General features: G+C 70.9%; 19 protein-coding genes. 2 read left to right on the forward strand and 17 right to left on the reverse strand.

The genetic code is table 11. The features are described from left to right. Positions 1 to 39: 39 nt before the first annotated feature. The 15 genes from IE321_RS23190 to IE321_RS23260 all read right to left on the reverse strand — a co-directional run bounded on the left by IE321_RS23190 (position 40) and on the right by IE321_RS23260 (position 17,355). Positions 40 to 957, reverse strand: a complete 918-nt coding sequence (locus IE321_RS23190) for a helix-turn-helix domain-containing protein (RefSeq protein WP_043227831.1) — start codon at positions 955 to 957, stop codon at positions 40 to 42. Positions 958 to 1,593: 636 nt separating this feature from the next. Further along, a complete protein-coding gene (nuoN, locus tag IE321_RS23195; protein WP_190224383.1) occupies positions 1,594 to 3,243 on the reverse strand; it encodes an NADH-quinone oxidoreductase subunit NuoN in 1,650 nt (549 codons plus the stop codon). Next, positions 3,240 to 4,826 (reverse strand): NADH-quinone oxidoreductase subunit M, encoded by a 1,587-nt coding sequence (locus IE321_RS23200; RefSeq protein WP_190224384.1) that lies wholly within the window; start codon positions 4,824 to 4,826, stop codon positions 3,240 to 3,242. Before IE321_RS23200 ends, nuoN begins: the two co-directional genes overlap by 4 nt. Before the next feature lie 4 nt (positions 4,827 to 4,830). After that, positions 4,831 to 6,723, reverse strand: coding sequence for an NADH-quinone oxidoreductase subunit L (nuoL, locus tag IE321_RS23205; protein WP_190224385.1), 1,893 nt, complete (start codon positions 6,721 to 6,723; stop codon positions 4,831 to 4,833). Between the two features lie 11 nt (positions 6,724 to 6,734). Further along, positions 6,735 to 7,034, reverse strand: a complete 300-nt coding sequence (nuoK, locus tag IE321_RS23210; protein ID WP_043227770.1) for an NADH-quinone oxidoreductase subunit NuoK — start codon at positions 7,032 to 7,034, stop codon at positions 6,735 to 6,737. Continuing rightward, entirely contained in the window at positions 7,031 to 7,855 is an 825-nt protein-coding gene (locus tag IE321_RS23215; protein WP_043227771.1) for an NADH-quinone oxidoreductase subunit J, read from the reverse strand. Before IE321_RS23215 ends, nuoK begins: the two co-directional genes overlap by 4 nt. Then, a complete protein-coding gene (nuoI, locus tag IE321_RS23220; RefSeq protein WP_267885954.1) occupies positions 7,852 to 8,469 on the reverse strand; it encodes an NADH-quinone oxidoreductase subunit NuoI in 618 nt (205 codons plus the stop codon). The genes IE321_RS23215 and nuoI overlap by 4 nt, the downstream gene beginning before the upstream one ends. Continuing rightward, complete coding sequence (gene nuoH / locus IE321_RS23225; protein WP_226651465.1) at positions 8,462 to 9,784, reverse strand: NADH-quinone oxidoreductase subunit NuoH; 1,323 nt, start codon at positions 9,782 to 9,784, stop codon at positions 8,462 to 8,464. The genes nuoI and nuoH overlap by 8 nt, the downstream gene beginning before the upstream one ends. Positions 9,785 to 9,813: 29 nt before the next feature. Next, on the reverse strand, positions 9,814 to 12,297 hold the full coding sequence (locus tag IE321_RS23230; protein WP_190224386.1) for an NADH-quinone oxidoreductase subunit G: 2,484 nt from the start codon (positions 12,295 to 12,297) through the stop codon (positions 9,814 to 9,816). Then, entirely contained in the window at positions 12,294 to 13,643 is a 1,350-nt protein-coding gene (gene nuoF / locus IE321_RS23235; RefSeq protein WP_190224400.1) for an NADH-quinone oxidoreductase subunit NuoF, read from the reverse strand. The genes IE321_RS23230 and nuoF overlap by 4 nt, the downstream gene beginning before the upstream one ends. Then, positions 13,643 to 14,383: an NADH-quinone oxidoreductase subunit NuoE gene (gene nuoE / locus IE321_RS23240; RefSeq protein ID WP_190224387.1), complete on the reverse strand. Its 741-nt coding sequence runs from the start codon at positions 14,381 to 14,383 to the stop codon at positions 13,643 to 13,645. Before nuoE ends, nuoF begins: the two co-directional genes overlap by 1 nt. Continuing rightward, entirely contained in the window at positions 14,380 to 15,699 is a 1,320-nt protein-coding gene (locus tag IE321_RS23245) for an NADH-quinone oxidoreductase subunit D (protein WP_190224388.1), read from the reverse strand. The genes nuoE and IE321_RS23245 overlap by 4 nt, the downstream gene beginning before the upstream one ends. Then, positions 15,696 to 16,427 carry an NADH-quinone oxidoreductase subunit C gene (locus IE321_RS23250; RefSeq protein WP_190224389.1) on the reverse strand — a complete coding sequence of 244 codons (732 nt, stop codon included), beginning with the start codon at positions 16,425 to 16,427 and terminating at the stop codon, positions 15,696 to 15,698. The genes IE321_RS23245 and IE321_RS23250 overlap by 4 nt, the downstream gene beginning before the upstream one ends. Next, positions 16,424 to 16,978 carry a NuoB/complex I 20 kDa subunit family protein gene (locus IE321_RS23255; RefSeq protein WP_043227783.1) on the reverse strand — a complete coding sequence of 185 codons (555 nt, stop codon included), beginning with the start codon at positions 16,976 to 16,978 and terminating at the stop codon, positions 16,424 to 16,426. The genes IE321_RS23250 and IE321_RS23255 overlap by 4 nt, the downstream gene beginning before the upstream one ends. A gap of 17 nt (positions 16,979 to 16,995) precedes the next feature. Then, positions 16,996 to 17,355 (reverse strand): NADH-quinone oxidoreductase subunit A, encoded by a 360-nt coding sequence (locus tag IE321_RS23260; RefSeq protein ID WP_030494815.1) that lies wholly within the window; start codon positions 17,353 to 17,355, stop codon positions 16,996 to 16,998. A gap of 690 nt (positions 17,356 to 18,045) precedes the next feature. On the opposite strand from IE321_RS23260, the gene IE321_RS23265 reads away from it, so the two are divergent. Continuing rightward, entirely contained in the window at positions 18,046 to 18,939 is an 894-nt protein-coding gene (locus IE321_RS23265) for a C40 family peptidase (RefSeq protein ID WP_190224390.1), read from the forward strand. A gap of 78 nt (positions 18,940 to 19,017) precedes the next feature. Here IE321_RS23265 and IE321_RS23270 read toward each other — a convergent pair whose 3' ends face one another. Continuing rightward, positions 19,018 to 20,304, reverse strand: a complete 1,287-nt coding sequence (locus IE321_RS23270) for a geranylgeranyl reductase family protein (RefSeq protein ID WP_190224391.1) — start codon at positions 20,302 to 20,304, stop codon at positions 19,018 to 19,020. Between the two features lie 623 nt (positions 20,305 to 20,927). Further along, on the reverse strand, positions 20,928 to 21,623 hold the full coding sequence (locus tag IE321_RS23275; protein WP_190224392.1) for a demethylmenaquinone methyltransferase: 696 nt from the start codon (positions 21,621 to 21,623) through the stop codon (positions 20,928 to 20,930). 282 nt (positions 21,624 to 21,905) lie between these two features. On the opposite strand from IE321_RS23275, the gene IE321_RS23280 reads away from it, so the two are divergent. Next, complete coding sequence (locus tag IE321_RS23280) at positions 21,906 to 22,463, forward strand: SigE family RNA polymerase sigma factor (RefSeq protein ID WP_190224393.1); 558 nt, start codon at positions 21,906 to 21,908, stop codon at positions 22,461 to 22,463. Position 22,464: the final 1 nt, after the last annotated feature.

Genomic DNA, 22,464 nt, shown 5'->3' on the forward strand with positions numbered 1-22,464 from the left:
TGCCTGGCTCCTCAGGTGGGGTCTGGGATCGGCACGAACCTAGGTTCCCCCGGCGTCCGCTTCGATGGACGGAACGGGGCGGTCGTGGTGTTTTCGAAAGCCCCCCGGACTGGTCCCGACCTCCCGCCGGAAGAACCGGCAGAAATACGCCGGATCCTCGAACCCCACCCGCGCCGCGACCTGCCGCACGGACAGCGACGTGGCGATCAGCAGCCGCTGCGCCTCCCGCACCCGCGCCTCCCGCAGCAGCGCGGCGGGCGTCCGCCCGGTGCCGCCGCGCACCACCTCGTTCAGGTGCCCCGGGCTGACTCCGAGCCGCCCGGCGCACTCCCGCACGGACACCCCGCCGCTCCCGACCTCGGCCACGATCCGCAGGAACTCCCCGGCGACCCCCTGCGGCGGGGCCACGGGCCGCCCGCCCGGCACCCGGGCGGCCCGCACGAGCAGCACGTGCAGCAGCGACCGCAGCACCCCCGCGAAGCCGTCGTCGCCGCCCCGGTACTCCTCGGCGAGCTCCTCCATCAGCGAGGAGGTCCGCTCGTGCGCGGCCCCGTCGAGATCCACCCAGGGCCGCTCCCCGAGCCGCCGCAGCAGGTCCTCGTCGCCCACCCCTCCCACCAGGAACTCGGGGGTGAACAGCACGAGCGACCCCTCAAGGCCCCGCACCCCCTCCCACCGGTGCACCTGCCCCGGCAGGATCACCCCCAGCTGGGGCGGCCGCACGTCGTACCGCTCGGCGTCGATCACGTGCACCCCGCTCCCCTCCACGACGTGCACGATCTCGTAGAAGGTGTGCCGGTGCGGATAGTCGGCCCGCGACATGGGCCCCATGGCGTCGAACCCCCCGGCGGCGAAGGGCACTTGGTCCGGCAACCGCAACTCCAGCCGATGCACCGGCGGCTCCCCCTCCCGAGCCTCGCCACAAGGCACCCCGGGTAAGACGGTGGTCCCGCGCACGAGCATCCCCTCCCCAACAGGTACAGACCATTCGCCCGTCCACGATCCCACGCGGACCGGGGCCTGTCAGGGGGCCGCTCACCGCCCGTGTCCACTCCCCCGGTCCAGTTCCGGGTGCGCCGAGGACGCGGGCGTTCGACGCTCCTCACGGTGGGCCCGGGGAGAGGCCGCCGTCGTCACAGGTGCAGGTGCGGTGCCTTCCCCTGCCGGAGGAGCACCTCCGTGACGTCCGCACGTCCCCGCGCCCTCAGGGACTCGTTCGCTCTCGTCGCCTCCGTCGCGCCGGCCCTGAGGGCCGCCGCGCCGGCCGCCTCCGCGGGGCCGGTCGCCCCGGTCGCCGGCGGGGACCACGGGTTCCCGCGTCCGGACCTGTACCGGACGTACGAGGCGACGAAGAAGTACCGCTCCGAGGAGAAGGCGATCGCCGACGGGTTCGAGCGGGACTTCGACGGGCCGGAGCCGGTCCCGGGCCTCGGGGAGGTCTACTCGCCGCACGCCTGGATCTACGAGGAGAACCCGTCCGGGGTCTTCGCCCCGTACGACCCGCGGGTGCGCTGCGGGCCCTGCCCGGAGCAGGGCGCCCGGCACGCGGAAGGGCCCGGCTCGCCCCCGAGCCGGGCCCCACTCCTCGACGGGTCAGCGGACGAAGACGCTCGCCTGGCTCGCCAGGTCCAGGAAGTACTGCGGCGCGAGGCCGAGGACCAGGGTGACGACCACGCCCGCCGTGATGGTGAGGGTGGTCAGCACCGACGGCACGGCGACCGTGGGGCCGTCCGCCTTCGGCTCGCTGAAGAACATCAGCACAATCACCCGGATGTAGAAGAAGGCCGCCACCGCGGAGGCGAGGACGCCGACCACGACCAGCGCGCCCGCGCCGCCCTCCGCCGCCGCCTTGAAGACCGCGAACTTCCCGGAGAAGCCGGAGGTCAGCGGGATGCCGGCGAAGGCGAGGAGGAAGACCGCGAAGACCGCCGCGACCAGCGGCGAACGGCGGCCGAGTCCGGCCCACTTGGAGAGGTGGGTGGCCTCTCCGCCCGCGTCCCGCACCAGGGTGACGACCGCGAAGGCACCGATCGTCACGAAGGAGTAGGCGCCCAGGTAGAAGAGGACGGACGAGATGCCGCTGGGCGTCGCGGCGATGACGCCCGCGAGCAGGAAGCCCGCGTGCGCGATCGACGAGTACGCCAGCAGCCGCTTGATGTCCGTCTGGGTGATCGCGACGACCGCGCCGCCCAGCATCGTGACGATCGCGACGCCCCACATGACCGGGCGCCAGTCCCACGTGAGGCCGGGCAGCACCACGTACAGCAGGCGGAGCAGCGCGCCGAAGGCGGCGACCTTGGTGGCGGCGGCCATGAAGCCGGTCACCGGGGTCGGGGCGCCCTGGTAGACGTCCGGGGTCCACATGTGGAACGGGACGGCGCCGACCTTGAAGAGCAGGCCCATCAGCAGGAGGGCGAAGCCGATCAGGAGGAGGACGTCGTTGCCCATCGTGTCGGCGAGCGCCGGGTTGACCGTGCCGACCGAGCCGTCGACCACGCCCGCGATCGTGGCGTACGAGACGGAGCCCGCGTAGCCGTAGAGCAGGGCGATCCCGAAGAGCAGGAAGGCCGAGGAGAAGGCGCCGAGCAGGAAGTACTTGACGGCCGCCTCCTGCGACATCAGCCGCTTGCGGCGGGCGAGGGCGCAGAGCAGGTACAGCGGGAGGGAGAAGACCTCCAGGGCGATGAACAGGGTCAGGAGGTCGTTGGCGGCCGGGAAGACCAGCATGCCGGCGATCGCGAAGAGCGCGAGCGGGAAGACCTCGGTGGTGGTGAAGCCCGCCTTGACGGCGGCCTTCTCGTGGTCGCCGCCGGGGACGGCGGCCGCCTCGGCGGCGAAGGAGTCGACCTTGTGGCCGTGGTCGGCCGGGTCGAGCCTGCGCTCGGCGAAGGTGAAGACGGCGACGATCGAGGCGAGCAGGATCGTGCCCTGGAGGAACAGCGCGGGGCCGTCGACGGCGATGGCGCCCATGGCCGCGATGCCGGCCTTGGTGGTGCCGTAGCCGCCGGCCGCGAGGCCGACGACGGCGGCGAACGCGGCGGCGAGGGCCAGGACCGACAGGAAGACCTGGCTGAGGTAGCGGCCCCTGCGGGGCACGAAGGCCTCGACGAGGACGCCGACCACCGCCGCGCCGAGCACGATGAGCACCGGTGCGAGCTGGGTGTACTCGATCTTGGGTGCCGGGATCTTGTTCAGCGGCTCGGCGGCCGTCGTCCACAGGCTGTGGACAGCGAGGGCGTTCACTTGGCCGCCTCCACGTTCTGGACGGGAACTTCGGGCTGGGGGTCGGTCCGCTGGACGTCCGACATCGTGTGCTGGACGGCCGGGTTGACCACGTCGGTCAGCGGCTTCGGGAAGACGCCGAGGAAGAGCAGGACGGCGATGAGCGGGGCGACCACGGCCAGCTCGCGCGGTCGCAGGTCGGGCATCGACCGCACCTCCTCCTTCACCGGGCCCGTCATCGTCCGCTGGTAGAGGACGAGGACGTACAGCGCGGCGAGGACGATGCCGGTGGTGGCGACGATCCCGGCCACCGGATAGCGGGCGAAGGTGCCGACCAGGACCAGGAACTCGCTGACGAACGGCGCGAGTCCGGGCAGCGACAGCGTCGCCAGACCACCGACGAGGAAGGTGCCGGCGAGGACCGGCGCGACCTTCTGCACGCCGCCGTAGTCGCCCATGAGCCGCGAGCCGCGCCGGGAGATCAGGAAGCCGGCGACCAGCATCAGGGCGGCGGTGGAGATGCCGTGGTTGACCATGTAGAGCGTGGCGCCCGACTGGCCCTGGCTGGTCATCGCGAAGATGCCCAGGATGATGAAGCCGAAGTGGGAGATCGACGCGTAGGCGACCAGCCGCTTCATGTCCCGCTGGCCGACGGCGACCAGCGCGCCGTACACGATGCTGACGAGCGCGAGGACGACGATCGCCGGGGTGGCCCACTTCGACGCCTCCGGGAAGAGCCCGAGGCAGTAGCGGAGCATCGCGAAGGTGCCGACCTTGTCGACCACCGCGGTGATGAGGACGGCGACCGGGGCGGTCGCCTCCCCCATCGCGTTCGGCAGCCAGGTGTGCAGCGGCCACAGCGGCGCCTTCACCGCGAAGGCGAAGAAGAAGCCGAGGAACAGCCACTTCTCGGTGGAGGCCGCCATCTCCAGCGAGCCGTTGGCCCGGGCCTCGGCGATCTCGGTGAGCGAGAAGTTCCCCGCGACCGTGTAGAGCCCGATGACGGCAGCCAGCATGATGAGGCCGCCGACCAGGTTGTAGAGCAGGAACTTGACCGCCGCGTACGACCGCTGGGCCGCCGCGTTCTCGTCGGAGCCGCTGTGCGCGCGGTCGCCGAAGCCGCCGATGAGGAAGTACATCGGGATGAGCATGGCTTCGAAGAGGATGTAGAAGAGGAAGACGTCGGTGGCCTCGAAGGAGAGGATCACCATCGCCTCGACCATGAGGATCAGGGCGAAGAAGCCCTGGGTCGGACGCCAGCGCTTCGACTGCGTCTCCAGGGGGTCGGCGTCGTGCCAGCCGGCCAGCACGATGAACGGGATCAGCAGCGCGGTCAGCGCGATCAGCGCCACCCCGATGCCGTCGACGCCGAGCTCGTACCGGACGCCGAAGTCCCGGATCCAGGAGTGGGACTCGACCAGCTGGTAGCGGTCGCCGCCCGGCTCGAAGCGGGCGAAGACGACCCCGGCGAGCACCAGGGTGGCCAGGGAGACGACCAGCGCCAGCCACTTGGCGGTGGTGCGGCGGGCCGCGGGCACGGCGGCGGTGAGGATCGCACCGACCGCCGGCACCGCTGCCGTCGCCGTAAGGAGCGGGAAGGACATCGGGTTACACCGCCCTCATCAGCAGGGTCGCGGCGATGAGGACCGCCGTACCGCCGAACATGGAGACCGCGTACGAGCGGACGTAGCCGTTCTGCAGCTTGCGCAGCCGGCCGGAGAGCCCGCCGACGCCGGCCGCGGTGCCGTTGACCACGCCGTCCACCAGGGAGTGGTCGACGTAGACCAGCGAGCGGGTCAGGTGGGTGCCGCCGGTGACGAAGACGGCGTGGTTGAAGTCGTCCTGGAGCAGGTCGCGGCGGGCGGCCCGGGTGAGCAGCGAGCCGCGCGGGGCGACCACCGGCACCGGGCGGCGCCCGTACTGGAGGTACGCGAGCCCGACGCCGATCACCATGACGGCGACGGTGGCGGCGGTGACGGCGGCGGCGCTGATCGGCGGGTGGCCGTGGGCGTAGCCGGTGACCGGCTCCAGCCACTCGACGAAGCCGCTGAGCTCGAAGACGGCGCCTCCGGCGACCGAGCCGACGGCGAGCAGCACCATCGGGATCACCATGGACTTCGGGGACTCGTGCGGGTGCGGCGGGTTGCCGTCGGCGTCGTCCTGCCAGCGCTTCTCGCCGAAGAAGGTCATCAGCATCACGCGCGTCATGTAGTACGCGGTGATGGCGGCGCCCAGCAGGGTGACCGCGCCGAGGATCCAGCCCTCGGTGCCGCCCTTGGCGAAGGCCGCCTCGATGATCTTGTCCTTGGAGAAGAAGCCGGACAGGCCCGGGAAGCCGATGATCGCGAGGTAGCCGAGGCCGAAGGTGACGAAGGTGACCGGCATGTACTTCCGCAGGCCGCCGTACTTCCGCATGTCGACCTCGTCGTTCATGCCGTGCATGACCGAACCGGCGCCGAGGAACAGCCCGGCCTTGAAGAAGCCGTGCGTCACCAGGTGCATGATCGCGAAGACGTAGCCGATCGGGCCGAGGCCGGCCGCCAGGATCATGTAGCCGATCTGCGACATCGTCGACCCGGCGAGGGCCTTCTTGATGTCGTCCTTCGCGCAACCGACGATCGCACCGAAGAGCAGCGTGACCGCGCCGACGATGGTGACGACGAGCTGCGCGTCCGGCGCCGCGTTGAAGATGTCGGCCGAGCGGACGATCAGGTACACACCGGCGGTGACCATGGTGGCGGCGTGGATGAGGGCCGAGACCGGGGTCGGGCCCTCCATCGCGTCACCGAGCCAGGACTGCAGCGGCACCTGGGCCGACTTGCCGCAGGCCGCGAGGAGCAGCATCAGGCCGATCGCCGTCAGCTTGCCCTCCGAGGTCTCCCCCGCCGAGGCGAGGACCGGCCCGAAGGCGAAGGTGCCGAAGGTGGTGAACATCAGCATGATCGCGATCGACAGGCCGATGTCGCCGACCCGGTTGACCAGGAACGCCTTCTTCGCGGCGGTGGCCGCGCTGGGCTTGTGCTGCCAGAAGCCGATCAGGAGGTACGAGGCGAGGCCGACGCCCTCCCAGCCGAAGTACAGCAGCAGGTAGTTGTCCGCCAGGACGAGCAGCAGCATCGCCGCGACGAACAGGTTCAGGTAGCCGAAGAAGCGGCGGCGCCGCTCGTCGTGCTCCATGTACCCGATCGAGTACACGTGGATGAGCGTGCCCACCCCGCTGATCAGCAGCACGAAGGTCATCGACAGCTGGTCGAGCTGGAAGGCGACGTCCGCCTGGAAGCCCTCGACGGGGATCCAGGTGAACAGGTGCTGGTGCATCGCCCGGTCGTCGGCGCTCCTGCCCAGCATGTCGGCGAAGAGGGCGAGACCGATGACGAAGGAGACGGCCGCGAGGAGCGTGCCGAGCCAGTGCCCGGTCTTGTCGAGCCGGCGGCCGCCGCACAGCAGGACGGCCGCTCCGAGCAGGGGCGCCGCGATGAGCAGCGCAATCAGGTTGTCCACGGTTCAGCCCCTCACAGCTTCATCAGGCTGGCGTCGTCGACCGAGGCCGAGTGGCGGGATCGGAAGACGGACACGATGATCGCGAGCCCGACGACGACCTCCGCGGCGGCCACGACCATCGTGAAGAAGGCGATGATCTGGCCGTCGAGGTTGCCGTGCATACGGGAGAAGGTGACGAACGCGAGGTTGCAGGCGTTCAGCATCAGCTCCACGCACATGAAGACCACGATCGCGTTCCGCCGGATCAGCACCCCGACCGCTCCGATGGTGAACAACAGGGCGGCGAGATACAGGTAGTTGACGGGGTTCACCGGTTGGCCTCCTCTTCGTCCCGGTCACGGCCCAGCCGCTCCGAGGAGCGCTGCTCCAGGGCCTTGAGGTCGGCGAGCGCCTCGCCCGACACGTCCCGCACCTGGCCCCGCTTGCGCAGGGTCGAGATGACGGTGAGCTCGGACGGGGTGCCGTCGGGCAGCAGGCCCGGCACGTCCACGGCGTTGTGCCGGGCGTAGACGCCGGGGGCGGGCAGCGGCGGCAGGTGCTTGCCGTCGCGCACGCGCTGCTCGGCCAGCTCGCGCTGGGTCCTGGCCCGCTCGGTGCGCTCCCGGTGGGTGAGGAGCATCGCGCCGACGGACGCGGTGATCAGCAGGGCGCCGGTGATCTCGAAGGCGAAGACGTACTTGGTGAAGATGAGGGCCGCCAGGCCCTCCACGTTCCCCCCGTGGGCCGCGTTGGCCGCGCCGAGGCCGGCGAACTCGGTCAGCGCCGCGTTCCCGATCCCGGCGAAGAGCAGCACGCCGAAGCCGAGGCCGCAGGCGGCGGCCCACCAGCGCTGGCCCTTGATGGTCTCCTTCAGCGAGTCCGCGGCCGTGACGCCGACCAGCATGACGACGAAGAGGAAGAGCATCATGATCGCGCCGGTGTAGACGACGATCTGGACGATGCCGAGGAAGTACGCGCCGTTGGCCAGGTAGAAGACCGCGAGGACGATCATCGTGCCGGCCAGGCACAGGGCGCTGTGCACGGCCTTCCTCATGAGGATGGTGCACAGCGCGCCGACGACGGCGACGGTGCCGAGCACCCAGAACTGGAACGCCTCACCGGTGGAGGTGGCGTAGGCGGCGAGCGCGCTCATCGGCCGGTCACCTTCCCCGACGCGGGCTCGTTCTCGCCGGAGGTCGAGGCGGCCTCCTGCGGCTCCTCGCCCTTGGAGACGGCGACCTGGCGCTCGGTCCCGGGCGCCACCTCGGTGACCAGCCCCCGGTAGTAGTCCTGCTCGGTCATGCCGGGGAAGATCGCGTGCGGGGTGTCGACCATGCGGTCGTCGAGGCCCGCGAGCAGCTGCTCCTTGGTGTAGATCAGGTTCTCGCGGGAGGAGTCGGCCAGCTCGAACTCGTTCGTCATCGTGAGCGCGCGGGTGGGGCACGCCTCGATGCACAGCCCGCACAGGATGCAGCGGGCGTAGTTGATCTGGTAGACGCGGCCGTACCGCTCGCCGGGCGAGTAGCGCTCCTCGTCGGTGTTGTCCGCGCCCTCCACGTAGATGGCGTCGGCGGGACAGGCCCAGGCGCACAGCTCGCAGCCGACGCACTTCTCCAGGCCGTCCGGGTGGCGGTTGAGCTGGTGCCGGCCGTGGAAGCGGGGTGCCGTCGTCTTCTTCTGCTCCGGGTACTGCTCGGTCAGCCGCTTCTTGAACATGGCCTTGAAGGTCACGCCGAAGCCGGCCACCGGATTCTGGAAGTCAGACACGATCCGTCCCCCTCTCATCACTCTCAGTAGCAGTATCGGGGCCACCACTGACAACGAGGTCCCGCTGGTGTCGGGGCCTGCGCCGGGGCACGGGCGGCAGGGACTGTCCGGGCTTGGGCGGTACGGGGAAGCCGCCGGCCATCGGGTCGAAGGCCCGCTCGGCCTCGGCGGCCGGCTCCTCCTTCTTCCGGTCGCGGTAGAAGTCGGCGAGGAAGGAGAGCAGCAGCACCACCAGGACGGCACCGGCCACGTACAGCACGATGTTGGTGAAGGCGATGTTCTCGTTGCGCAGCGCCCGGACGGTGGCGACCAGCATCAGCCAGACCACGGAGACCGGGATGAGCACCTTCCAGCCGAGCTTCATCAGCTGGTCGTAGCGGACCCGGGGCAGGGTGCCGCGGAGCCAGATGAAGAAGAAGAGCAGCAGCTGCACCTTGAGGACGAACCACAGCATCGGCCACCAGCCGTGGTTGGCGCCCTCCCAGAAGGTGGAGACCGGGTACGGGGCCCGCCAGCCGCCCAGGAAGAGGGTCACCGACACGGCGGAGACCGTCACCATGTTCACGTACTCGGCGAGCATGAACATCGCGAACTTGATGGAGGAGTACTCGGTGTTGAAGCCGCCGACGAGGTCGCCCTCGGACTCCGGCATGTCGAAGGGGGCGCGGTTGGTCTCGCCCACCATCGTGATGATGTAGATGAGGAAGGAGACCGGCAGCAGGACGATGAACCAGCGGTCCTGCTGGGCCTCGACGATCGCCGAGGTCGACATCGAGCCGGAGTAGAGGAAGACCGAGGCGAAGGCCGCGCCCATGGCGATCTCGTACGAGATCATCTGGGCGCAGGAGCGCAGTCCGCCGAGGAGCGGGTACGTCGAGCCGGACGACCAGCCGGCGAGCACGATGCCGTAGATGCCGACGGAGGCGACCGCGAGGATGTAGAGCATCGCGATCGGCAGGTCGGTGAGCTGCATCGTGGTGCGCTGGCCGAAGATCGACACCTCGTTGCCGGCCGGCCCGAAGGGGATCACGGCGATCGCCATGAAGGCGGGGATGGCGGCGACGATCGGGGCCAGGACGTAGACGACCTTGTCGGCCCGCTTGACGATCACGTCCTCCTTGAGCATCAGCTTGATGCCGTCCGCGAGGGACTGGAGGAGGCCCCAGGGGCCGTGCCGGTTGGGGCCGATGCGCAGCTGCATCCAGGCGACGACCTTGCGCTCCCACACGATGGAGAAGAGCACGGTGACCATCAGGAACGCGAAGCAGAAGACCGCCTTGATCGCGACGAGCCACCAGGGGTCCGTCCCGAACATGGAGAGGTCCTCGGCGGCGAGGAGGGTGTTCACGCCTGCACCTCCGTCGAAGGGGTGGCCGGGCCGATCCGGACGACGTCGCCCGGGCGGGCGCCGGTGTCGGCGAGGACGCCGCGGCCGGCCGAGTTCAGGGGGAGCCAGACGACCCGGTCGGGCATCTCGGTGACCTGGAGGGGGAAGGCGACCGCGCCGGCGGGGCCGGTGACCTCGACGAGGTCGCCGTCCTTGACGCCGGTGTCGGCGGCGGTGCCGGCGGAGAGCCGGGCGACCGCCGCGTGACGGGTGCCGGCCAGGGCGGTGTCGCCCTCCTGGAGCCGGCCGAGGTCGAGCAGCAGCCGGTGGCCGGCGAGGACGGCCTCGCCTTCGCCGGGCCGGGGGGCCGGAACCGCGTGGGCGGTGGGCTCGGAGGCCCGCTCCTCGGTCCAGCGGCCGAGCCGGTCCAGCTCGCGCCGGGCCGCCTTGAGGTCGGGCAGGGCGAGGTGGGCGTCCATGGCGTCGGCGAGCATGTGGAGCACGCGCGCGTCGGTCGGGGCGAGCGGGCGGGTCATCTGCTCGGGCTTGAGCGCGGCCTCGAACATCCGGACGCGGCCCTCCCAGTTGAGGAAGGTGCCGGACTTCTCGGCGACGGCGGCGACCGGCAGGACGACGTCGGCGCGCTCGGTGACCGCGCCGGGGCGCAGTTCCAGGGAGACGACGAAGGCCGCGTCGAGGGCTTCGCGGGCGCGCGCCGGGTCCGGGAGGTCGTCGACGCCGACGCCTCCGACGAGGAGCCCGGCGAGTTCGCCGGAGGCGGCGGCCTCGACGATCTGTCCGGTGTCGCGGCCGTAGCCGTGCGGGAGCTCGCGGACGCCCCAGGCGGCGGCGACCTCCTCGCCCGCCCGGGGGTCGGTCGCGGGGCGGCCGCCGGGCAGCAGGCTCGGCAGCGCGCCGGCCTCGATCGCGCCGCGCTCACCGGCCCGGCGGGGGATCCAGACGAGCCGCGCGCCGGTGGCGGCGGAGGCGCGCAGGGCGGCGGTGAGCGCGCCGGGCACGGCGGCGAGCCGCTCGCCGACGGCGATGACGGCGCCCTCCTCGCGGAGTCCCTCGGAGGCGGTCCAGCCGGTGGAGTCGAGGCCGACGCGGGAGGTGAGGGCGTCGAGCCACTCGGTCTCGGTGCCGGGGGCGGCGGGCAGCAGGGTGCCGCCCGCCTTCTCCAGGCCGCGGGTGGCGTGGGTGGCGACCGCGTACGTCTTCTGCCCGTGCTTGCGCCAGGCCTTGCGGAGCCGCAGGAAGACGCCGGGGGCCTCCTCCTCGGACTCCAGGCCGACGAGCAGCACCGTCGGCGCGGCTTCGAGGGTCGTGTACGTGACCCCGCAGCCGTCCAGGTCGCGGCCGCGTCCGGCGACGGCGGAGGCGAGGAAGTCGGCCTCCTCGCCGGAGTGGACCCGGGCCCGGAAGTCGACGTCGTTGGTGTCGAGGGCGACGCGGGCGAACTTGGCGTAGGCGTAGGCGTCCTCGACGGTGAGCCGGCCGCCGGCCAGGACGCCGGCGCGGCCGCGGCCGAGGCCGCGGGCGGCCGCCTCCAGGGCCTCGGGCCAGGAGGCGGGTTCGAGGACGCCGTCGGCGTTGCGCACCAGGGGGGTCGTCAGCCGGTCGCGCTGCTGCGCGTACCGGAAGCCGAACCGGCCCTTGTCGCAGATCCACTCCTCGTTGACCTCGGGGTCGTTCTGCGCGAGGCGGCGCATGACCTTGCCGCGCCGGTGGTCGGTGCGGGTGGCGCAGCCGCCGGCGCAGTGCTCGCACACCGAGGGCGTCGACACGAGGTCGAAGGGGCGGGAGCGGAAGCGGTAGGCGGCCGAGGTGAGGGCGCCGACCGGGCAGATCTGGATGGTGTTGCCGGAGAAGTACGACTCGAAGGGGTCGCCCTCGCCGGTGCCGACCTGCTGGAGGGCGCCGCGCTCGACGAGTTCGATCATCGGGTCGCCGGCGACCTGGTTGGAGAAGCGGGTGCAGCGGGCGCAGAGCACGCACCGCTCGCGGTCGAGCAGCACCTGGGTGGAGATCGGCACCGGCTTCTCGTAGGTCCGCTTGACGCCCTCGAAGCGGGAGTCGGCCTGCCCGTGGGACATGGCCTGGTTCTGCAGGGGGCACTCGCCGCCCTTGTCGCAGACCGGGCAGTCCAGCGGGTGGTTGATGAGCAGCAGCTCCATCACGCCGTGCTGGGCCTTCTCGGCGACCGGCGACGTCAGCTGCGACTTGACGACCATGCCGTCGGTGCAGGTGATGGTGCAGGAGGCCATCGGCTTGCGCTGGCCCTCGACCTCGACGATGCACTGGCGGCAGGCGCCCGCGGGGTCGAGGAGGGGGTGGTCGCAGAAGCGGGGGATCTCGATGCCGAGCTGTTCGGCGGCGCGGATGACCAGGGTCCCCTTGGGGACGGAGATCTCGGCGCCGTCGATGGTCAGCGTGACCAGGTCCTCCGGGGGTACCGCCGGGCTTCCGCCGCCGGACGGGCCGGCCGTGGTGACCGTCATGCCGTCACCTCCTTGTGGTTGTCCGCCCAGGCGGTCGACTTGGCCGGGTCGAAGGGGCAGCCCTTGCCCGTGATGTGCTGCTCGTACTCCTCGCGGAAGTACTTCAGCGAGGAGAAGATCGGCGAGGCGGCGCCGTCGCCGAGGGCGCAGAACGACTTGCCGTTGATGTTGTCGGCGATGTCGTTGAGCTTGTCGAGGTCGGCCATCTCGCCCCGGCCCGCCTCGATGTCGCGCAGCAGCTGGACGAGCCAGTAGGTGCCCTCGCGGCAGGGGGTGCACTTGCCGCAGGACTCGTGGGCGTAGAACTCGGTCCAGCGGGTGACGGCGCGGACCACGCAGGTGGTCTCGTCGAAGCACTGGAGGGCCTTGGTGCCGAGCATGGAGCCGGCGGCGCCGACGCCCTCGTAGTCGAGCGGCACGTCCAGGTGCTCGTCGGTGAACATCGGGGTGGAGGAGCCGCCGGGGGTCCAGAACTTGAGCCGGTGCCCGGGCCGCATCCCGCCGCTCATGTCGAGGAGCTGGCGCAGGGTGATGCCGAGCGGGGCCTCGTACTGGCCGGGCGAGACGACGTGCCCGGAGAGCGAGTAGAGCGTGAAGCCCGGGGACTTCTCGCTGCCCATCGAGGTGAACCATTCCTTGCCGCGGTTCAGGATCGCGGGAACGGAGGCGATGGACTCGACGTTGTTCACCACGGTGGGGCAGGCGTACAGACCGGCGACCGCGGGGAAGGGGGGCCGCAGCCGGGGCTGGCCGCGGCGTCCTTCGAGGGAGTCGAGGAGGGCGGTCTCCTCGCCGCAGATGTACGCGCCGGCGCCGGCGTGCACGGTGAGTTCGAGGTTCAGCCCGCTGCCGAGGATGTTCCGGCCGAGGTAGCCGGCGGCGTACGCCTCGCGCACCGCCTCGTGCAGGCGGCGCAGGACGGGCACGACCTCGCCGCGCAGGTAGATGAACGCGTGCTCGGAGCGGATCGCGTAGCAGGCGATGATCATTCCCTCGATGAGGGAGTGCGGGTTGGCGAAGAGGAGGGGGATGTCCTTGCAGGTGCCGGGCTCGGACTCGTCGGCGTTGACGACGAGGTAGTGCGGCTTGCCGTCGCCCTGCGGGATGAACTGCCACTTCATGCCGGTGGGGAAGCCGGCGCCGCCGCGTCCGCGGAGGCCGGAGTCCTTCACGTAGGCGATGAGGTCGTCGGGGCTCATGGCGAGCGCGCGCCTGAGGCCCTGATAGCCCTCGTGCCGTTCGTACGTCTCCAGGGTCCAGGAGTCGGGCTGGTCCCAGAAGGCGGAGAGGACCGGGGAGAGCAGCTTCTCGGGGCTGCTGGAATTGATCTCGGCCGCCAACGTCATCACGCTCCCTCCTGACCGGCTGCCTCGCCGCGCGGGTGGACGATTCGGGTCTGCGGGGTCTCGCCCTTGGCCAGGCGGAGGCCGACGAGGGAGGCGGGGCCGGCGCCGCCGGTGGCCTCGACGGCGCCGGGGCGCTCGTCGGGGAAGCCGGCGAGGATCCGGGCGGTCTCCTTGAAGGTGCAGAGGGGGGCGCCGCGGGTGGGTTCGACGGTGCGGCCCTCGCGGAGGTCGTCGACCATCTTCTTGGCCGACTCGGGGGTCTGGTTGTCGAAGAACTCCCAGTTGACCATCACCACGGGGGCGTAGTCGCAGGCCGCGTTGCACTCGATGTGCTCAAGGGTGATCTTGCCGTCGTCGGTGGTGCCGTTGTTGCCGACGCCGAGGTGCTCCTGGAGCTCCTCGAAGATGGCGTCGCCGCCCATGACCGCGCAGAGCGTGTTCGTACAGACGCCGACCTGGTAGTCGCCCGAGGGCTTCCGGCGGTACATGGTGTAGAAGGTCGCGACGGCGGTGACCTCGGCGGTGGTCAGGCCGAGCAGGTCGGCGCAGAACTGCATGCCGGTACGGGTCACGTGGCCCTCCTCCGACTGCACCAGGTGCAGCATCGGCAGGAGCGCGGAGCGGGAGCCGGGGTAGCGGTCGATGATCGCCCTGGCGTCCTCCTCCAACCGGGCCCGGACGTCGTCCGGGTAGGCGGGGGCGGGAAGCTGGGGCATCCCGAGGCTGACGTTCTCCGTCATCGGTCGACGCCTCCCATCACGGGGTCGATGGAGGCGACGGCGACGATGACGTCGGCGACCTGGCCGCCCTCGCACATCGCGGCCATGGCCTGGAGGTTGGTGAAGGACGGGTCGCGGAAGTGGACCCGGAAGGGGCGGGTGCCGCCGTCGGAGACCACGTGCACGCCGAGTTCGCCCTTGGGGGACTCGACGGCCGCGTACGCCTGGCCGGCCGGGACCCGGAAGCCCTCGGTGACCAGCTTGAAGTGGTGGATCAGGGCCTCCATGGAGGTGCCCATGATCTTCTTGATGTGGTCGAGGGAGTTGCCGAGGCCGTCGGGACCGAGGGCGAGCTGCGCGGGCCAGGCGATCTTCTTGTCGCCGACCATGACCGGGCCGGGCTCCAGCCGGTCGAGGCACTGCTCGACGATCCGCAGCGACTGGCGCATCTCCTCCAGGCGGATGAGGAAGCGGCCGTAGGCGTCGCAGCTGTCGGCGGTGGGGACCTCGAAGTCGTAGTTCTCGTAGCCGCAGTACGGGTCGGTCTTCCGCAGGTCGTGCGGGAGGCCCGCCGACCGGAGGATCGGTCCGGTGGCGCCGAGGGCCATGCAGCCGGTGAGGTCGAGGTGGCCGACGTCCTGCATGCGGGCCTTGAAGATGGGGTTGCCGGTGGCGAGCTTGTCGTACTCCGGCAGGTTCTTCTTCATGGTCTTCACGAACTCGCGCACGGCGTCGACGCCGCCGGGCGGGAGGTCCTGGGCGAGGCCGCCGGGCCGGATGTAGGCGTGGTTCATGCGCAGGCCGGTGATCAGCTCGTACAGGTCCAGGATCATCTCGCGGTCCCGGAAGCCGTAGATCATGATCGTGGTGGCGCCGAGCTCCATGCCGCCGGTGGCGATGCACACCAGGTGCGAGGAGAGCCGGTTGAGCTCCATGAGGAGGACCCGGATGACGCTCGCCCGGTCGGGGACGTCGTCGGTGATGCCGAGCAGCTTCTCCACGCCGAGGCAGTACGCCGTCTCGTTGTAGAACGAGGTGAGGTAGTCCATGCGCGTGACGAAGGTGGTGCCCTGCGTCCAGGTCCGGTACTCGAGGTTCTTCTCGATGCCGGTGTGGAGGTAGCCGATGCCGCAGCGGGCCTCGGTGACGGTCTCGCCGTCGATCTCCAGGATGAGCCGGAGCACGCCGTGGGTGGACGGGTGCTGGGGGCCCATGTTGACGACGATCCGCTCGTCGTCGGCCTTGGCCGCCGACTGGACGACCTCGTCCCAGTCGCCGCCGGTGACCGTGTAGACGGACCCCTCGGTGGTCTCGCGGGGGCTTGATGCGGTGTTCACGAGTACGACCTCCGCTGGTCCGGAGCCGGGATCTGGGCGCCCTTGTACTCGACGGCGATGCCGCCGAGCGGATAGTCCTTGCGCTGCGGGTGGCCCTGCCAGTCGTCCGGCATCATGATCCGGGTGAGGGCCTGGTGGCCTTCGAAGACGATTCCGAAGAAGTCGTAGGTCTCGCGCTCGTGCCAGTCGTTCGTCGGATAGACGTCCGTCAGCGACGGGATCCGCGGGTCGTGGTCGGGGGCCGAGACCTCCAGGCGGATCAGCCGGCCGTGGGTGAGCGAGCGCAGGTGGTAGACGGCGTGCAGCTCGCGGCCCTTGTCGCCCGGGTAGTGGACGCCGGAGACGCCGGTGCAGAGCTCGAAGCGGAGCGCCGGGTCGTCGCGCAGGGTGCGGGCGACGCGGACGAGGTGCTCGCGCTCGATGTGGAAGGTGAGCTCGCCCCGGTCGACGACCGTCTTCTCGATGGCGTTGCCGGGGAGGAGCCCCTGCTCCTCCAGGGCGCCTTCGAGCTCGTCGGCGACCTCGTCGAACCAGCCGCCGTAGGGGCGGGCGGCGGGGCCGGGGAGGCGGATCGAGCGGACGAGGCCGCCGTAGCCGGAGGTGTCGCCGCCGTTGTTCGCGCCGAACATGCCGCGCTGGAGCCGGACCTCCTCCCCGTGCTCGCCGCGCTGACCGGGCAGGTTCTGCTCGCTCAGCTCCTTCTCGGGGTTCGGGGTTTCGTCGCTCAACGGAGCAGACCCTTCATCTCGATGGTCGGCAGCGCCTTGAGCGCGGCCTCCTCCGCCTCGCGGGCCGCCTCCTCGGCGTTCACGCCGAGCTTGGAGGTCTGGATCTTCTGGTGGAGCTTGAGGATCGCGTCCACCAGCATCTCCGGGCGCGGCGGGCAGCCGGGCAGGTAGATGTCGACCGGCACGATGTGGTCGACGCCCTGCACGATCGCGTAGTTGTTGAACATCCCGCCCGAGGAGGCGCAGACGCCCATGGAGATGACCCACTTGGGGTTGGGCATCTGGTCGTAGACCTGCCGCAGGACGGGCGCCATCTTCTGGCTGACCCGGCCGGCGACGATCATCAGGTCGGCCTGCCGCGGGGAGCCGCGGAAGACCTCCATGCCGAAGCGGGCGAGGTCGTAGCGGCCGGCGCCGGTCGTCATCATCTCGATGGCGCAGCAGGCGAGGCCGAAGGTCGCGGGGAAGACGGATGCCTTCCGGACCCAGCCCGCGGCCTGCTCGACGGTGGTCAGCAGGAAACCGCTGGGCAGCTTCTCTTCGAGTCCCATGGGTGCTCCTCAGCCCCTCAGTCCCATTCCAGGCCGCCGCGACGCCACACATACGCGTAGGCGACGAAGACGGTGAGCACGAAGAGCAGCATCTCCACGAGCCCGAAAAGCCCCAGGGCGTCGAAGGTGACCGCCCAGGGGTAGAGGAAGACGATCTCGATGTCGAAGACGATGAAGAGCATCGCCGTCAGGTAGTACTTGATGGGGAAGCGGCCGCCACCGGCGGGAGTGGGCGTCGGCTCGATGCCGCACTCGTACGCCTCAAGTTTTGCCCTGTTGTACCGCTTTGGCCCGATTAGCGTGGCCATGACCACGGAGAAGATCGCAAACCCCGCACCCAGGGCACCGAGCACGAGGATGGGCGCGTACGCATTCACGCTCCTCGCTCCTTCCAGTCGTCCTTGACCGTTGGACCGCACTGCCGGCTCGCGGAACCCCGGGACGAGCCCAGGAAGATCGCCCCCATGTGAGGCAGTTCACAAGCCTGACGTCCGCGTATCTTAAGCCCGCCCCTCTGTGATCTGCGACACGGGGGTCACCAACGGATTTGTGATCTCCACCACCTGACGAAGGATCATGAAGTCGGATGAGCGGTGATCTTGTCGCGTGAAGCGCCCAGGTGATCACCAGGTGTGACATTCGGACCGGAAATCACTGGTCGGAGCGGGTGGCGCTCTATCAAGACATGGCCCATGCAAGCAAATTGGCAGTGGACGCGACCGGGTGATATAGGCATCTCCGTCGCCCGTCCGAGGGGCCGGCGGGACGGAAGTGGACGCCCCGACTCCGTGTGCACGCGTTCACGAGACAGGGGTGTGACCTGCGTCACGCCTTCGGAGTCCGAAAAGAGCGGGGCTTGGCCATCGGTGTGAAGAGGTGGTAAGCGAAGGGCAATTCGGGCATCTCATTGAAAACCCATGATCAAGGGCGCAATGAGTCGAGTCCGTTTTGCCCGTTACGGCGTCAATAAGGGCGGCGGAGAAGCGGATTGGACGGTTCCGGTCGTAACTGTGGCGCAACCCACGTTTCTTGAAGGGAACCGTGAAGCCCTGATAGCGGTTGTACCCATGTCCCACACCGCTCACATACCCAGCCACCGGAAACCCCGCCGCAGCGCCTCCAAGCTCGCGCTCCGCGCCGGAGTTGCCGGTGGCGTCCTCAGCACCATCGCGGTGGCCGGTGCCGCCGGCCCGGCGAGCGCCGAGCCGGTGACCGAGACCATCGAGATGCCCACGCTGGGCTCGCTCGGCACTGACCTCTCCAGCGCCGTGGCCGCCTCCGCCGAGGCGTCCCAGCAGGAGGCCCTCGACCAGAGCCTGGAGGCCCAGGAGGCCGCCGCCCTGCAGACGGCCGCCAAGGAGGCCAAGAAGGCGAAGGCCGAGGCCGACCGCAAGGCCGAGGCCGAGCGCGCCGAGAAGGCCCGCCAGGAGGCCGAGGCGAAGGCCGAGCGCGAGCGCGCCGAGGCCGAGGCCCGCGCCTCCCGCGACAGCGCCCGCACCCAGCTGTCCACCACGTCGGCGTCCTCCGACTCGGGCTCCGGCTCCGGTTCGTCGAACGACAGCGGCTCCTCGGCCGGCTCCTCCTCCGAGTCGACCCAGGTCTCCTCCGGCACCGCCGCCTCCATCGTGGCCTTCGCCCGCGCCCAGGTCGGCGACGCGTACGTCACCGGCGGCACCGGCCCCAACTCGTGGGACTGCTCCGGCCTCGTCCAGGCCGCCTACGCCGCCGCGGGCATCGACCTGCCGCGCATCTCGTACCAGCAGTCGAGCATGGGCACCTCGGTCTCCCTGAGCAACCTCCAGCCGGGCGACGTCCTCTACTGGGGCAGCCGCAGCGGCTCGTACCACGTCGCCATCTACGTCGGCGGCGGCAAGTACGTCGGCGCGCAGAACTCCTCGACCGGCGTCGTCGAGCGCTCGCTCGACTGGGACCCGCCGTCGGGCGCCGTCCGCCTCCTCTGATCCCCGCGATCGGAGCCGCACGAAAGGGCCGTCACTCCTCGGGGGAGCGACGGCCCTTCGTCATGCCGTGCGGCGGGGTCAGGCCTTCGGCGCGACCTTCGACAGGCCGTTGATGATCCGGTCCATCGCGTCCCCGCCCGTCGGGTCCGTGAGGTTCGCCAGCATCTTGAGGGTGAACTTCATCAGGACCGGGTGGGTGAGACCGCGCTGGGTCGCGATCTTCATGACCTTCGGGTTGCCGATCAGCTTCACGAAGGCGCGGCCCAGCGTGTAGTAGCCGCCGTAGGTGTCCTTCAGGATCTTCGGGTAGTGGTGCAGGGCCAGTTCGCGCTGGGCCGGGGTCGCCCGGGCGTGCGCCTGCACGATGACGTCGGCCGCGATCTGGCCCGACTCCATCGCGTAGGCGATGCCCTCGCCGTTGAACGGGTTGACCAGACCGCCCGCGTCACCGACCAGCAGCAGACCCTTGGTGTAGTGCGGCTGCCGGTTGAACGCCATCGGGAGGGCGGCGCCGCGGATCGGCGTCGTCATGTTGTCCGGAGTGAAGCCCCAGTCCTCCGGCATCGAGGCGCACCACGCCTTCAGCACCTCGCGCCAGTCCAGCTCGCGGAAGGCGGACGAGGAGTTGAGGATGCCCAGGCCCACGTTGGACGTGCCGTCGCCCATGCCGAAGATCCAGCCGTAGCCCGGCAGCAGACGGTCCTCCGCGCCCCGCTTGTCCCACAGCTCCAGCCACGACTCCAGGTAGTCGTCGTCGTGCCGCGGGGTCGTGAAGTACGTGCGGACCGCGACGCCCATCGGCCGGTCCTCGCGGCGGTGCAGGCCCATCGCCAGCGACAGCCGGGTCGAGTTGCCGTCGGCGGCGACGACCAGCGGGGCGTGGAAGGTGACCTCGGTCTTCTCCTCCCCCAGCTTCGCGTGGACGCCGGTGATGCGGCCCGTGCGGTCGTCGACGATCGGGGCGCCGACGTTGCAGCGCTCGTACAGCCGGGCGCCCGCCTTCTGCGCCTGCCGCGCCAGCATCTCGTCGAAGTCGTCGCGCTTGCGGACCAGTCCGTAGTCCGGGTACGAGGCGAGATCCGGCCAGTCCAGCTGGAGGCGGACGCCGCCGCCGATGATCCGCAGGCCCTTGTTGCGCAGCCAGCCGGCCTCTTCGGAGATGTCGATGCCCATCGAGACGAGCTGCTTGGTCGCGCGCGGGGTCAGGCCGTCGCCGCAGACCTTCTCGCGCGGGAACGCGGTCTTCTCCAGGAGCAGTACGTCCAGGCCGGCCTTGGCCAGGTAGTACGCGGTGGTGGAGCCCGCCGGGCCCGCCCCGACGACGATCACATCAGCGCTGTGCTCGGAGAGGGGGGTCTCGGTCACGGCGAATCTCCCGAAAGGTCGGCGAAGAGGGTCGTAGCGAAGTCTAGGACGGGCGACGCGGCCCGGACCGGAGGGGCGCCGTCCCCGCACCCGAGCCCCCTGCTGCGGGCCGCACTCCCGCCGTCCCCTGCTGCGGGCCGCGCTCCCGTCGGCCCTGCGGGCTGCGCCTCTTGCTGCGGGCCGCACCCGCATCGGTCCTGCGGGCCGTGCCCGCGTGCCCTGGTGCGGGCTGCGCCCACGCCACCCCTCCCTGTGGGCAGGCGTCCCGCAGGGCGGGACGGGTGGGCACAGGGACGGCGCCCCCTGCCGGGCCAAGGCTTTCCGCGCCTGAACCCGCACGCCGTGCGACGACGCCGTACCGGTGCGGGTTCAGGCACGGAAGCGGAAGCACCCGCAAAAGGGTGCCGTTCCGTTGTGCCCACCCGTTCCGCCCCAGCGGAACGACTGCCCACAACGGAACGGCGGAGCCGGAGCCCCGGCTGGGCGCAGCCCACAACGGGGCGGCGGGCGCCGGAGCCCCAGACGGGCGCAGCCCGCGACGCAGCGGCGGCGGTACGTCCCGGTCGGGCGTAGCCCGTGGCGGGGCGGTGGTGGGGTCCAGACGGGCGCGGCCCGTGGGGGCGTCAGGGGGTTTTGAAGCCTCGGTGGAGGGCTACGATGCCGCCCGTCAGGTTGCGCCAGGCGACCTTGGACCAGCCGGCCTTCTGGAGGAGCGCCGCGAGGGCGGGCTGGTCGGGCCAGGACTGGATGGACTCGGCGAGGTAGACGTACGCGTCGGGGTTGGAGGACACCGCCCGGGCCACCGGCGGCAGGGCCCGCATCAGGTACTCCTCGTACACCGTGCGGAACGGCGCCCACGTGGGGTGGGAGAACTCCGAGATCACGACCCGGCCGCCGGGCTTCGTCACGCGGTACAGCTCGCGCAGCGCCTGCTCGGTGTCCTGGATGTTGCGCAGGCCGAAGGAGATCGTGACCGCGTCGAAGACGTCGTCCCGGAAGGGCAGCTTCGTGCCGTCGCCCGCGGTGAACGGCATCCACGGGTGGCGCTGCTTGCCGACCCGCAGCATGCCGAGGGAGAAGTCGCACGGCACGACGTAGGCGCCGGCCCGGGCGAACGGCTGCGAGGAGGTCGCGGTGCCGGCGGCGAGGTCGAGGATCTTCTGCGCGGGCCGGGCGTCGACCGCCTTGGCGACCTCCTTGCGCCATCTGCGGTCCTGGCCGAGCGACAGCACGTCGTTGGTGAGGTCGTAGTTGGCCGCCACGCCGTCGAACATGGAGGCGACTTCGTGCGGCTGCTTGTCCAGGGATGCTCGGGTCACTGGCGTTCGGCCTCGCAAGATCGGGTGCGGACGGATCCACCCATTCTGGCAGGCGGGGCCCGGGGCACTGCCGGGGGCGTGCCCGTTTCCGCCGGGTGGGGCCTTTCCCGGTTCCCGGAGGGTCCTTCCCGGACTTCCTTTCAACCTTTCGGGGCCGGGGGCGCTCAAGGACGGTCGAGCACGCGCCACGACGGCGGGAAGAAGGAAGTGGGGACGATGACAGTGTCGACCGGGGCGAGAGCCGCGGAGCCGGATGTCGGGACGGACGCGAGGGGGGACGCGGTGGACCCCGCCGAGGGTCTCGACCGCGGCCCGGGGGCGGGGCGCGGGACGGATCCCGGTGGCCTCGTCGGGTTCGAGGAGTTCGCCCGGAGCGCCCAGCAGCGGCTGTACCGCACGGCGTACCTGCTCTGCGGGGACGCCGAGACCGCGCGGGACCTGACCCAGACGACGCTGGCCAAGCTGTACCAGCACTGGCGACGGGCGGGGACCGCCGACCACCCGCACGCGTACGCCAAGACGGTCCTGACCCGGACCTTCCTGGCCGAGCGACGGCGCCGGCTGCGCGACCTGCTCGCGCTGACCCGGACCGGGGGGACGGTGCCGGAGGCCCCGGCCGACCACGCGGACCTGCGGGTCACGCTGATCGCGGCGCTCGCCGAACTGCCGCCCCGGGCACGGGCGATGGTCGTGCTGCGCTACTGGGACGACCAGAGCGTGGCCTCCGTGGCGGCGCTGCTGCGGTGCAGCGAGGCCACCGTCAAGAGCCAGTGCTCCCGTTCGCTCGCCCGACTCCGTACGCGCCTGGCCGACGCCGGGTTCCCGCGCGCAGAAAGCTGAG

The organism is Streptomyces hydrogenans (assembly GCF_014656075.1).
In the GTDB taxonomy this organism is placed as follows: domain Bacteria; phylum Actinomycetota; class Actinomycetes; order Streptomycetales; family Streptomycetaceae; genus Streptomyces; species Streptomyces hydrogenans.